Here is a 12,064-nt window from a genome sequence, read left to right on the forward strand (position 1 = left end):
GCCGGTGGCGGAGGGGCGACCGGCTGCGACGTCGATTGCATGACTTCAGACCCGTTCACACGCACCGACATGCGCCTAACATGCCGGCATGCTCCGTCATCTGAACCACAACCGTCTGCTGCGCATCGCCGGCCTCTTCACCTGGGCGGTGATCGGTCTGCCGTTGCTGATGGTGACGATGGCGCCGGCCGAGCAGTTGGGAGAGGGCGGCCAGCGCGCCATCCTCGACAGCTGGCCCACGTGGACGGCCTGGGTGGTGTTCGGACTCAGCTACGGCTGGCTGACGCGCGGCCTGGGCGAGCGGCGGATCCGCAAGTTCGACCAACTGTTACTGCTGCTGCTGGTAGGTAGTGCGATCGGGATCAGTTACTACAGCCAGACCGGCCTTGGCAGCATCCTGCTGATGGTGGTCGCCTGCGTGTTGCCGTGGCTATTGCCGGTCTGGATGGGCGTGGCGCTGCTGGTGGGCTGCGAGTTCGTGATCGTGCCGGTGTACGTGCGCGGCCTGGATTTCACTTTGGCCGAGGCGGTGCTGCAGGCGGCGCTGTACGTGGGGTTTACCGGATTCGTTTTCGTCATCGGATTGGTGGCGCGCCAGCAGGCCCAGGCCCGCGAGGAACAGCGCCGCCTCAACGCCGAACTGCGCGCCACCCGCGCCCTGTTGGCCGAAAGCGTGCGCGTCAACGAGCGCACCCGCATCTCGCGCGAACTGCACGATCTGCTCGGTCATCACCTCACCGCGTTGAGCCTCAATCTGGAAATCGCCAGCCATCTCGCCAGCGGTCAGGCGCAGGAACACGTGGGCCAGGCGCAGACGCTGGCCAAGCTGCTGCTCAGCGACGTACGCGAAGCAGTGAGCCAATTACGCGACGACGATGCGATCGACATGCGCGCGACCCTACTGCCGCTGGCCGAGCATGTGCCCAGTCTGCAGGTGGACATGCAGTTGCCGGTGCAGTTCGTCGTCGACGATCCCGAGCGCGCGCACGTACTGCTGCGCTGCACGCAGGAGATCATCACCAATGCCGTGCGCCATTCCGGGGCCAGCCTGCTGCGCCTGCGCTACAGCCAGGACCGCGACACGATCCGCGTCGACGCACGCGACGATGGACGGGGCGCCGAGGCGGCGCGCATCGGCAATGGGCTGACCGGCATGCGCGAGCGCCTCGCGGCCTATGGCGGCACCCTGCAGGTGGAAACCGCACCCGAGCGGGGCTTCGTGCTGAAGCTGGAACTGCCGCTGGCGGATGCGACCGGGCTGCGCGATGCTGCGCGGCGGGGCAGGGCGCAGGCGCCGGCATGAATCCGCATCGAGGGGACACACCATGATTCGAGTCTGTCTGGTCGACGACCAGACCCTGGTCCGCCAGGGCATCCGTTCGCTGCTCGCGCTTGATGGCGGGATCGAGGTGATCGCCGAGGCCTCCGACGGCAAGCAGGCGGTCGAAACCATTCCGCAGGTCAAGCCCGACGTCGTGCTGATGGACATGCGCATGCCGGCGATGTCCGGACTGGAGGCGATCCAGGCGCTGTCGCGCGCAGGCACGCTGCCACCGACGATCATCCTGACCACCTTCGACGATGACCAGTTGGTGCTGGCGGGCCTCAAGGCTGGCGCCAAGGGCTATCTGCTCAAGGACGTGTCGCTCGACCAGCTGGTCGGCGCCATCCGCACCGTCGCCGGCGGTGGTTCGCTGGTGCAGCCCGCGGTAACACAGCGCCTGCTCACCGGTCTGGAGCAGATGCGCAACGAATTCGTCAGTCTCGAACGTCCGGACCCGCTGACCGATCGCGAAACCGAAATCCTGCGGCTGATGGCGGGCGGCTTTTCCAACAAGGAAATTGCCAATTCGCTGGGCGTGGCTGAAGGCACGATCAAGAACCACGTGTCGAACATTCTGTCCAAGCTCGGCGTGCGCGACCGTACCCGGGCTGTGCTCAAGGCCTTCGAGCTGCAGCTGGTCTGACGGCAGGGTGCCCGGCCCGCTGCAGCGCGGCGGGCGTTCGAAACGTCTGCGTACCTGCGGTTCGCGAGCAGGCGTTTCTCACCCTGTCCAAGCTCGGCATACGTGAGCGCACCTAGGTGGCGCGCGGCACCCACAACCCGCGCCGGCCTGAGGTCCCCACTGGCCGCCGCGCCCTCTTGTGATGCACGCACGCACCCGCTGCCGACATCGACTTGCCAACTGTGCCGACCCTGGCGCGACGAGCGGCGCGCAGGCCGATCTCCAACCCGCCGGGCGGCGCTTCAAATCGAAGCTTGAATACACTCGCCCGGTAACACGCAACTTGATACGATTGCCGGTCTGTGCCGCCTCAGGCCGGATTTGGTCCTGGAGAACTCTGAATGACCCGTCTGCTCGAACTGCTGATTTCTTGTGTCATCGTCGCCGTGCTGTTTCTCGTGGTGGCCGTACTGCTTCCCTCCAGCCGCACCTTGACCGAATCAGCGGAAACCAACCGCCGCCAGACGATCGTGTTCGACACGCTCAACAGCGTGCTTCGCTTCAAGGACTGGTCTCCGGTCACCGCCTACGATCCGAACGCCGAGCTCAAGGTGTCCGGTCCCGAAGCCGGCGTCGGTGCCCGCATCGACTACAGCTCGTCCCTCAAGCGCGTCGGTGACGGCAGCTGGGAAATCACCGAATCCGAGCCGGGCCGTCGCGTGGTCTACGCGGTCGAGAATCCGACCCGCGGCAACAACAAGACGACCACCTTCACCTTGAGGCCGACCGGTCGCAACAACCGCAACATCGAGATCACCCAGACCTACAGCGTCGATTACGGCTGGGATCTGCTGGGGCGTTTTGCCGGTCTTTACGTCAGCCGCAACGTCGGTGATGGCATCAAGCTGGGTCTGGGTCGTCTGACCAACATGCTGGCCGCGGTGCCGAACGTCGATTACCGCGCCGAAGGCAGCACCCTGGCCAACCTGACCGCCACTGATCGTCCGGCCGAGAACCTGCTGGTCGTCGCCGCGGGCGCCGTCGAGCGCAACAACCAGGTCATCCAGGACTCGATGAAGGCCAACGTGGAGTGGATCAACCGCACCATGGCTGCCAACAATCTCGAGGCCGCCGGTCCGCTGCGCATCATCACCACCGAGCTGGGTCGTGAGACCTACACGTTCGACATCGGCATGCCGGTGCGCAAGCGTGGCACCGGTCCGGCCGCGCCCGCTGCCCCGGCGGCTGCCGGTGGCGAGGGTGAAGAAACCGCTGCCGCAGCGCCGCCGGTTGCCGCGTCGACCACCGATGCAGTCGAGCTGACCGGTCTGGAATTGCTGGGCCCGGTGAAGGCGGTGTTCGTGCCGCGCGCCCGCGTCGCCAAGGCGAACTACAAGGGCTTCATGGCCGAGCTGGACAACGTCCGCAACGCGGTCCGCGCCTGGGCATTGACCCAGGGCTACGAAGTCACTGATCGTCCGTACGAGCACTATCTCAACGGTGTCGATACCGCCTTCACGGAAAACGGCGAGTTCGAAGTGTTCTGGACGCTGCGTGATCCGAATGCCGCGCCTGCTGCTGCAGCGGCGCCGGCCGCAGCGCCGGCTCCGGCCGAGGCTGCCGAGGCGCCCGAGGCCGCACCGGCCGAGTAAGCGCAGTCCACCGCGCCGCTTGAACAACGCGCACGCCGCATCCTCCGGGATGCGGCGTGTGTCGTTTCAGAGCCGTGGTTTCATGGCATTGCGGTCCGCCGCAGCGCTGGCTGCAATGAATGGAGATGGCAATGCGAGGCGGGTCCCCGCGTGGTTCACGGAATGTCGGCGCGCTGGTTGCTGTCGGCGCACTGCTGGCCGGCTTGTCAGTGGGCCTGTCGGCCTACGCATCGCACGCCGTCGACGGCGATGCGCGCGCGGCACTGCAGACCGCGGCGGTGTTCGCGTTCGGCCATGGCATCGTGCTGGTGGTGTTGGGTCGCGCCGTGCGCGGCACGCTCGAACTGGCCTCGCTGGTCGCATTGCTGATCGGCACGCTGCTGTTCGCTGGCGCCCTGGTGTCGCGCCATCTGTTCGGCGGACCCTCGTTCTTCGCCCCGTGGGGCGGCATGCTGACGATGCTGGGCTGGCTGTTGCAGGCTGTGGCCGCAGTGCGGCGCTGATCGCTCAGCGCAAGGCTGAGTCAGTCGACGGCGGCCCGGTACCGCCAGTGCCAAGGTTCGTAGACGATGCCGTGCGGATTGTCGCGCGGGTAACTCATCGTGAAGCCGTGATCGGCGGCGTGGCGCGTGAGCCACTCGAATGCCGCGGTCTTCTCGAAGGTGTCTTCAGCGGGCGGCTCGCCCGGCGCGCTGATATCCAACGCGCAGCCGGAGTGATGTTCGCTGTAACCGGGCGCGGCATTGACCGCGAGGATCGCGTCGAGCGACAGGCCCCGCGCGCGTTTGCGATCGAAGATGCCCAGTTGGTAATCGTGGCTGCGATAGCCTGACACCGCGTCGAGTGCGACGTCGTCGCGCGCAGCTGCCGCACGCAGCCCCTGCCAGGCGCGGGCGGTCCCAGTCTCCAACCACAACGGCCGGCGATAGCGGTCGAAGCCGGCAAACGCCAGCCATGCCGGTTCGGCGACCAGACCGAGGCCAGTGCGCCCGGCGTAGTCGTCGGCGTCGAGACCGAGGGTCTCGAGCCGGGCTTCGACCTGTGACAACGGCAGATCCGGTGCGGCGGCCCCAGATGCGTGCAGTGCGCCGGCGTCGAGCAGATCCAGCGCGTCACCGATGCCGGCCTCTCGCTGCCAGCGCGGCATCAGGCCGATGATCCCTTCCGGCAGGACCGCGGCGAGATACGCGCCATCGCATTTGCGTCGCAGCACCTGTGTCGCGCGCGACAGCACGCGTGCATCGCGGTTGCTGCGCGCACGCAACAGCGCCGCGGGCCAGAGTTCGATGTCGGGCGTGTTGAACAGGAAGCGGGACGACGGCTTGGGGTGCATGCCGTGCAGCTTAGCGGCTCCGGTACCTGCCGTCAGGGTGTCGCGGCGACCGGCGCGAAGTGCAGGCCGGCCACGCGACCTTCGGCGTCGAGCGCGACGGACGCATCAAGACTCGCCTGCGCGAGTTGGAAGCGCGTCACCACGACCGTCATGCCCTGTTGCTGCGTGCCCCGTGGGGCGTTGCGTGACGTGACCGGGCCGGCGGCTTCGATCTGCGTCTGCACCTGTCGCAGGGCGTCGGCGCTGAGTGCGGCGGTCATCTGCGGGTAGAACGTCGCCGTGACCGCGGCGTAATCGCCGGCGTCCAGCTGGTCGAGCACGCGGTGGGCGGTGGCTTCGGCGTCGGTGGTCGCGGTCTGAGCAATCGCGCTGCCCGTGCTGGCGCAGAGCAGGGCGGCGAGCGGAAGGGAGCGGACACGGATGATCGGGTCCTTGCTTCCAGAATCCAGAACGAGGCCTGATGGAAACATGCCTTGCTAAAGCACCCCTTGCGGTAGCAGCAGTGGCACGAGTGCGTGCAGCACGAGATCGGCTGCGAAATGGGACAACACGGCCATCTCGAAACCGCGTTTCCAGTACAGCCAGCCGAATACGACACCGCCGATGCCGTTGAGCAGCAGCGTGCGCACGACGACGCCGGCATCCAGGCCCCAGACCATCGACGCCGTCGGCAGATGGCCCAGCCCGAACAGCAGTGCGGCGATCAGGATCGCGGCCCAGGCCACGCGCGGCGACAGCGTGCCGTCGAAGCCGGCGCGCCTGCGCATCAGCCAGGTGGCGGCCCATGCAATCAGCGTCATCAGGAACAGGCGCAACTGCAGTTCCTCGACGAGGCCGCCGTAGAACGAGGCCATCAGCCCGTACAGCGCACTGCGCGCACCCGCGATATCGGTCATCTCGACATCCGTCGCCGGCAGCAGCAGTGGATCGAGCGCCCGCGACAGCGCAAGGATCGCGAGTGCGGCGGCGATGCCGAGTCCGATCGCCTGCCAGGGTTTGCGATCAGGGATGTGCGTCTCTCCATGCCGGCTGACCCAGTACTGGAGCAGCGGTGCGCCGAGTCCGACGCGATGGCCCATGCGCAGCCCGGCCCAGGCCAGCAGCGCACAGAGAATGAACATCGACATGGCCTGGATCGCGACCAGCGCGGGCAAGGCGATCGCGCCGCCGCCCGTCATGCGGCCGGAGTCGATCTGCAGCAGATACGGAATGACCGCGAGTGTTGCGACGGCGGCCGCCGCCGCGAGCAGGACCGCGATGCGCAAGTCCTGGCGCGGACGCGGCAGGCGCATGGCACCGCTCATGCGCGGCGCTTCAGGAACAGCAGCGTGGGCACCATCGCGCTCAGATGCACCACGTTCACCAGTTCCCAGCCCTGCAGGCCCAGGGTCTGCAGGCTCTCCTCGATCTGCGGTGCCTTGATCGCACCCAGAAATCCGGGCTTGATCTCGTGCACCTTGTACTGCCAGCGCTCACTCATGGTCTGTCTCCTTGGAAGGTCCACCGCCGGTCGCGGTGGGGATGCGGCCTGCGCGCCGCAGTGCATCGCGCAGCAGGTATTCGATCTGCGCGTTCGCACTGCGCAGGTCGTCGTCGGCCCAGCGCTGCACCGCCGCGAGGATCTCGGCATTGATGCGCAGCGGATAGGCCTTCTTCTCGCTCACCTGCCGCCTCCGCGAGCGCGCCGCTTGGCGCTGGCGACAGTGAAGATGCAGACGGCGGCAAGGCCGTTGACCGCGACGAACATCACCCCGATCAGCGCCAGCACGCGGCGTTCCTGGTCGCCCCACAACGCGAGGCCGAGTGCGGTGGTCAGCATCGCCAGGCCGATCATGCGCAGCAGCCGCGCGAGCTTGTCGTCGAGCACCGCCTTGTCGCGCACGGTCATGCCGCCGCTGCCGCTCGACAGCGGCAGGCGACCCTGCGCAAGCCACCGTGCCGAGACGAAAGCCGGGACCGCCATCAATGCGAACACCAGCGCAGCGATGTGATGTGCGGCCATCAGTACAGCGAGCCGGTATTGACGATCGGCTGGGTGCCGCGATCGCTGCACAGTACGACCAGCAGATTGCTGACCATCGCCGCCTTGCGCTCCTCGTCCAGCGTGACCACGCCGCTCTTGTCCAGTTCCGCCAGCGCCATCTCGACCATGCCGACGGCGCCGGCCACGATGCGCGTGCGCGCGGCGATGACCGCGTTCGCCTGTTGCCGCTGCAGCATCGCGTGGGCGATTTCCGGTGCATAGGCGAGATGGCTGATCCGCGCGTCGAGCACATCGACACCGGCCGCGGTCAGCCGCTCGTCCAGATGTTCCTTCAGACGATCGGAGATCTCGGTGGGATGGCTGCGCAGCGAGATCTGGTCGTCTTCATGCTGGTCGTAGGGGTAGGTGGTCGCCATGGCACGCAACGCCGCCTCGGACTGGATGTGCACGAAGCTCTCGTAGTCGTCGACGTTGAACACCGCCTCCGCGGAATCGACGACGCGCCAGACGATGACTGCGGCGATTTCGATCGGGCTGCCTTCGAGTTCGTTGACCTTGAGCCGTCCGCTCTCGAAGTTGCGCACGCGCAAAGACACCTTCTTCTTGGTCAGGAAGGGATTGTTCCAGCGCAGCCCGGCGTCCTTGACCGTGCCGACATACTTGCCGAACAGGCTCAGTACCGCCGCCTGGTTGGGTTCGACCATGTAATGGCCGATCAACGTGAACGCGGTGGCGAGCGCCGCGAGGATGGCGAAGATCGCCAGCGGACCCCCGCCGCTGCCCACCAACACCACCGCGCAGGCGGCGAGCAGGAGCAACTGGGCCAGCAGCACCGGAATGCCGGGCAGGGAGCGGATCGGGTTCTCGTGCATCGCGGTATCCTCGGAGTGGTCAGGTATTTGATATCGAATTGATATCTTCCTGTCAACGTCACGCAACCGCAGGCGTCGAACCGGCACCATCTCAACACGCCATTGCCCCCGGAGTTCCGATGTCCCGACCCCGCCACTTCTCGATGCTCCGCGACTTCCAGCTGGCCGACTGGTTCACGCTGGGCAATGCGTTCTGCGGCACAGCTGCCGTCTTCGCGGCGATGCGCTATCTGCAGGATGGAAGTGCACGCGATCTGCTGGTCGGCATGGCGCTGATTCCGTTGGCGTTCGTGTTCGATGCGCTCGACGGCCGTGTCGCGCGCTGGCGCAAGGTCGCCTCCACGCTGGGCCGGGAACTCGACTCCTTGGCCGACGTGATTTCGTTCGGCGTTGCACCGGCCGCGCTGGCCTACGCCTGCGGCATGCAGGGCGGCTGGGACGTGCTGGTGCTCGCCGGTTTCGTCTGCTGCGGCGTCAGCCGCCTCGCGCGCTACAACGTGACTGCCGAGACGCTCTCGCAGGGCAGCGACAAGGTGAAGTTCTTCGAGGGCACGCCGATTCCGTCGAGCCTGCTGCTGGTGATCCTGCTCGCCGTCGCGGCCTGGCAGGGCCGGATCGGCGATGCCTTGTGGCTGGGCGAGATCCGCCTTGGTCCGTGGCTGCTGCATCCGCTGGTACTGGTGTTCGCCGCGTCCGGCGCGATGATGGTCAGCAAGACCCTGCGCATTCCGAAGTTCTGAAACAGCCGGCGTCGCAAGGCGTTGTTATGATCGAACGCGGTTCGCAGGAGTCGACGATGTTCAACATGGGACAGGGACCAGACGCGCAGGCCGCAGATCTGGAGCGTCTTGCGCGCCGTTACTGGGATACATGGCGCGATGCCTTGCAGCGCACGATGCCGGGCAACGAGTGGAATCCGATGGGCGCCGCGCCTTCGAGCGCGGGCGCTGCGCCTTGGGGTGACCCCTCGCAATGGTTCAAAGGCGCGCAGGCTCCTGAGACCGGCGCCGATGCACTCCGGCAGTTCCAATCGATGGCCGGGCCCTGGCTCGAACAGATGCAGCGCGTCGCAGCTGGATTCGTCGGGCGCGAGGCTTCGCCCGAAGCGATCACCGCGGCATGGCGCGAGGCGATGGGCGGCAATCCGGTCGGCAAGATGTTCGGCGGGCTGCAGGGGCCGGGCATCGAAGGTTGGGAGACGTGGTTGCAGCGGCTCAAGCCCTGGCTCGACGCGGCGGGTGCGAGCCAGGCGATGGGTCATGGTGGGCGCGATGCGTTCGCGCTGCCGACCTTCGGCCTGACGCGCGAACACCAGGAGCGCTGGCAGCACCTCGGCCGTGCGTTCGCCGAGTACCAGCGCAGCCAGCAGGACTACCAGACGCTGCTGATGCAGGCTTCGACGGCCGCGTTCGGCATCTTCGAGCGCAAACTCGCTGCGCGCGATCCCGCGACACCGATCGAGACCGCACGCGCGCTGTTCGACCTGTGGATCGATGCGGCCGAGGAGGCCTATGCCGAGGTCGCGCTGTCGCCTGCGTTCCGCAAGGCCTATGCCGACATGGTCGGCGGCCAGATGCGTCTGCGCCAGGCCGTGCAGCGCGAGGTCGAGCAAGCCTGCCGCGTACTGGATCTGCCCACGCGCACCGAACTCGATGGCGCGCATCGCAAGATTGCCGATCTCGAGCGCACACTCCGCCGTGTGCGTGACCGTCTCGATGCGGTGGACGGTGCAGGTGCGCAGACAGTGTCCACGTCGGATGCACCGACGCGGCGCACGGCAGGCCCGACCCGGGTCGTGACGCCGGCGGCGCCGGAGGCTGCCTCCGGCGGAGCCACCCCGGCCGCGACGCGTGCTGCGCCGCCCTCTTCTGCGAAGAAGAGGGCGCCCGCGAAGAAGGCGGCGACAAAGAAAGCTGCGACGAAGAAAGCGCCTGCCAGGAAAACCGCCGCGAAGAAGACGTCGGCGCGCACGACAGCGTCGAAGACCGCCGCCACCGACAAAGCCGTGAGCAGGCAATCGGTCGCGAGCAAGCCTTCTCGGAAAACGGCTGCGGCGAAGAAAGCGGCAGCGAAAAAGGCGCCGGCGAAGACAGCGGTTGCGAAGTCCGATACCGCAGCGACGCCGCGTCCTGCATCCCGTCGTCGCAGTCCAGCTGCTGCCACAAAGGCGGTTTCGCGCGGCACACGCGCTGCGCGTCGCAATAAAAGCGCCGCGGCTGCGCCCGCCCGCGCGTCGCGCAAGGCCGCGCGGACACCGACCCGCGTCGGTAGTCTGCCCAACCTCGGTTTCATCTCGCCGATTCCGCTGGCGCCCGAGCCGCTGCAGGGCAAGCGCGGGACGTCGCGTAAAGGGAAGCGTTGATCATGGCCGGACCACTGCACATCACGCCCGATCGCCTCGCAGACGAGGCCGCGCGCGTCCAGCAGAAGCTCGGCGCCAGCCTGCGTACGCTGCGCGAAGTGGGTGATTTCGATTACGGCGCGACCACGAAGCAGGAGGTTTGGCGCGACGGCAAGGTCGTGCTGTACCGCTTCATTGGCGAAAAGGCGCCGACCGCGCGCGTGCCGTTGCTGATCGCCTATGCGCTGGTCAACCGGCCGTACATGGTCGACCTGCAGCACAACCGTTCGATCGTGAAGGGTCTGCTGGAGCGCGGCGAGGATGTCTACATCCTCGACTGGGGCTACCCGGATCGCTCCGACCGCTTCCTGATGCTCGAGGACTACATCGAACGGTTCCTCGGCGGCGCGGTGGATCATCTGCGTCGCAGCTCGGGGCTCGATTCAATCAATCTGCTCGGCATCTGCCAGGGCGGCACGTTCGCACTGAGCTACGCCGCGCTGCATCCCGAGCGCGTGCGCAATCTGATCACGATGGTCACGCCGGTGGATTTCCACACGGGCGACAACATGCTCGCGCACTGGACACGCGATCTCGACGTCGACCTGTTCGTGGACACGCTCGGCAACGTGCCGGCCGACATGATGAACGCGTGCTACCTCACCCTGAAGCCGTGGCGCCTGCTGGTGCAGAAGTACGTCGGCGTGGTCGACATCCTCGACGACGCGCCGGCGTTGGAAGATTTTCTGCGCATGGAAAAGTGGATCTTCGATTCGCCCGACCAGGCCGGCGAGACCTTCCGCCAGTACATCAAGCAGTTCTACCAGGGCAACGGCTTCGTCAACGGCGGCATCGTCATCGGCGAGCGCGAAGTGCATCTGGGGCTGGTCGAGATGCCGGTGCTCAACATCTTCGCCGAGCAGGACCATCTTGTACCGCCGGACGCGTCGCGCGCGCTGCGCGGGCTCGTCGGCACCCAGGACTACTCGGAACTGTCGTTCCGCGGCGGGCACATCGGCATCTATGTGTCGGGACGCGCGCAGACCCAGGTGCCGTCGGCGATCCACGACTGGCTGGCGCAGCGCGCATGACGCGCTCACATCTCGGGCACGCCCGCTGATGTCGACAGCGCCTACCTTGAGCCGCACGCGGGAGGACCGCGTGCTCGCGGGCGTCGTGGGCGGCATCGCCCGACGCTTTGGCTGGAATCCGACCGTGGTGCGCGCACTGTTCGTGATCATCTCGGTCGTGTCGGCCGCGTTCCCCGGGCTGCTCGTCTATCTGGTGCTGTGGATGCTGATGCCGGAAGGCGAGGGCTGAGCGTGCGCCCGGCGCTCCGCGGCGCAGCGCTGGTGCTCGGCGCGGTGTGGACGCTGCCCAATACGTTGATCGGACTCGTCGGCGGCTTGGCGGGCCTGCCGTTCGGCGCGCACTGCCGCTGGCGACGTGCCGATCTCGCCCTGGTGTTCGACCGCTGGCCCTGGGGGCCGGGTGGGGCGATCACCTTCGGCAACGTGATCCTGCACACCGGCGATTCACTCGACGTGCGCTGCACGACCTACGCGCATCGCGCCGCGTGGTGCGAAGACGCGCCGATCCGCTTGGCCGACCACGAGCGCGCACACGTCTACCAGTACATGGTGCTCGGACCGTTGTTCCTGCCGCTGTATCTGCTGTTCGGTGGCGTGAGCGTGCGTAACCGGTTCGAGCGCGCGGCGGATCGCTATGCACTGACCGGTCGCGGCTGGTGGCCGTGGCCGCGTCCTTGATCATGTCGACGGGCGTTCGATGGGCGGGTCCGGCGCGGCGCGCCCAGCGTGGCGGCAAGACCGGAAAGTGCGGGTCCAGCCACTGGCGCTCCCCTAGGGAAAACGCGACTGGTCGCGGAAATCCGGCAGACTCGTGCTTCGCCTATCCGGTCTGCCGACATGCCGGG

At 67.2% G+C, this 12,064-nt stretch carries 15 protein-coding genes and 1 pseudogene; 9 read left to right on the forward strand and 7 right to left on the reverse strand.

The window, feature by feature from the left end:
* The first annotated feature begins 88 nt into the window (after positions 1 to 88).
* The 4 genes and pseudogenes from J2X52_RS10845 to J2X52_RS10860 all read left to right on the forward strand — a co-directional run bounded on the left by J2X52_RS10845 (position 89) and on the right by J2X52_RS10860 (position 4,101).
* A complete protein-coding gene (locus J2X52_RS10845) occupies positions 89 to 1,303 on the forward strand; it encodes a histidine kinase (RefSeq protein ID WP_310152856.1) in 1,215 nt (404 codons plus the stop codon).
* A gap of 22 nt (positions 1,304 to 1,325) precedes the next feature.
* Positions 1,326 to 1,967 (forward strand): response regulator transcription factor, encoded by a 642-nt coding sequence (locus J2X52_RS10850; RefSeq protein ID WP_310152859.1) that lies wholly within the window; start codon positions 1,326 to 1,328, stop codon positions 1,965 to 1,967.
* Between the two features lie 380 nt (positions 1,968 to 2,347).
* Positions 2,348 to 3,502, forward strand: a pseudogene (locus tag J2X52_RS10855) (SRPBCC family protein); the annotation flags it as partial.
* Positions 3,503 to 3,729: 227 nt separating this feature from the next.
* The gene (locus J2X52_RS10860) at positions 3,730 to 4,101 is read left to right on the forward strand and encodes a DUF423 domain-containing protein (protein ID WP_310152862.1); all 372 of its coding nucleotides are present in this window, start codon (positions 3,730 to 3,732) and stop codon (positions 4,099 to 4,101) included.
* 20 nt (positions 4,102 to 4,121) lie between these two features.
* Here J2X52_RS10860 and J2X52_RS10865 read toward each other — a convergent pair whose 3' ends face one another.
* Genes J2X52_RS10865 through J2X52_RS10895 form a run of 7 tightly spaced genes read right to left on the reverse strand, consistent with a single transcriptional unit; the run spans position 4,122 to position 7,787 of the window.
* Positions 4,122 to 4,940 (reverse strand): D-alanyl-D-alanine carboxypeptidase family protein, encoded by an 819-nt coding sequence (locus J2X52_RS10865; protein WP_310152978.1) that lies wholly within the window; start codon positions 4,938 to 4,940, stop codon positions 4,122 to 4,124.
* Positions 4,941 to 4,963: 23 nt separating this feature from the next.
* Positions 4,964 to 5,401 carry a DUF3887 domain-containing protein gene (locus J2X52_RS10870; protein WP_310152865.1) on the reverse strand — a complete coding sequence of 146 codons (438 nt, stop codon included), beginning with the start codon at positions 5,399 to 5,401 and terminating at the stop codon, positions 4,964 to 4,966.
* 6 nt (positions 5,402 to 5,407) lie between these two features.
* Positions 5,408 to 6,235, reverse strand: a complete 828-nt coding sequence (locus J2X52_RS10875) for a CPBP family glutamic-type intramembrane protease (RefSeq protein ID WP_310152867.1) — start codon at positions 6,233 to 6,235, stop codon at positions 5,408 to 5,410.
* On the reverse strand, positions 6,232 to 6,411 hold the full coding sequence (locus J2X52_RS10880) for a DUF4177 domain-containing protein (RefSeq protein ID WP_310152870.1): 180 nt from the start codon (positions 6,409 to 6,411) through the stop codon (positions 6,232 to 6,234). Before J2X52_RS10880 ends, J2X52_RS10875 begins: the two co-directional genes overlap by 4 nt.
* The gene (locus J2X52_RS10885) at positions 6,404 to 6,595 is read right to left on the reverse strand and encodes an Arc family DNA binding domain-containing protein (protein WP_310152873.1); all 192 of its coding nucleotides are present in this window, start codon (positions 6,593 to 6,595) and stop codon (positions 6,404 to 6,406) included. Before J2X52_RS10885 ends, J2X52_RS10880 begins: the two co-directional genes overlap by 8 nt.
* Positions 6,592 to 6,933 (reverse strand): hypothetical protein, encoded by a 342-nt coding sequence (locus J2X52_RS10890; RefSeq protein ID WP_310152876.1) that lies wholly within the window; start codon positions 6,931 to 6,933, stop codon positions 6,592 to 6,594. The genes J2X52_RS10885 and J2X52_RS10890 overlap by 4 nt, the downstream gene beginning before the upstream one ends.
* Complete coding sequence (locus J2X52_RS10895) at positions 6,933 to 7,787, reverse strand: SPFH domain-containing protein (RefSeq protein ID WP_310152878.1); 855 nt, start codon at positions 7,785 to 7,787, stop codon at positions 6,933 to 6,935. Before J2X52_RS10895 ends, J2X52_RS10890 begins: the two co-directional genes overlap by 1 nt.
* A 119-nt stretch (positions 7,788 to 7,906) precedes the next feature.
* Between J2X52_RS10895 and J2X52_RS10900 the strand changes: the two genes are divergently transcribed.
* Genes J2X52_RS10900 through J2X52_RS10920 form a run of 5 tightly spaced genes read left to right on the forward strand, consistent with a single transcriptional unit; the run spans position 7,907 to position 11,897 of the window.
* The gene (locus J2X52_RS10900; protein ID WP_310152881.1) at positions 7,907 to 8,527 is read left to right on the forward strand and encodes a CDP-alcohol phosphatidyltransferase family protein; all 621 of its coding nucleotides are present in this window, start codon (positions 7,907 to 7,909) and stop codon (positions 8,525 to 8,527) included.
* Positions 8,528 to 8,553: 26 nt separating this feature from the next.
* A complete protein-coding gene (gene phaE / locus J2X52_RS10905; RefSeq protein ID WP_310152884.1) occupies positions 8,554 to 10,149 on the forward strand; it encodes a class III poly(R)-hydroxyalkanoic acid synthase subunit PhaE in 1,596 nt (531 codons plus the stop codon).
* Positions 10,150 to 10,151: 2 nt separating this feature from the next.
* Positions 10,152 to 11,219: a class III poly(R)-hydroxyalkanoic acid synthase subunit PhaC gene (phaC, locus tag J2X52_RS10910; protein ID WP_310152887.1), complete on the forward strand. Its 1,068-nt coding sequence runs from the start codon at positions 10,152 to 10,154 to the stop codon at positions 11,217 to 11,219.
* A gap of 28 nt (positions 11,220 to 11,247) precedes the next feature.
* Complete coding sequence (locus J2X52_RS10915; RefSeq protein ID WP_310152890.1) at positions 11,248 to 11,448, forward strand: PspC domain-containing protein; 201 nt, start codon at positions 11,248 to 11,250, stop codon at positions 11,446 to 11,448.
* Between the two features lie 2 nt (positions 11,449 to 11,450).
* Positions 11,451 to 11,897, forward strand: a complete 447-nt coding sequence (locus J2X52_RS10920) for a hypothetical protein (protein WP_310152893.1) — start codon at positions 11,451 to 11,453, stop codon at positions 11,895 to 11,897.
* Positions 11,898 to 12,064: the final 167 nt, after the last annotated feature.

Source organism: Luteimonas sp. 3794, assembly GCF_031456825.1.
Lineage (GTDB): Bacteria > Pseudomonadota > Gammaproteobacteria > Xanthomonadales > Xanthomonadaceae > Luteimonas.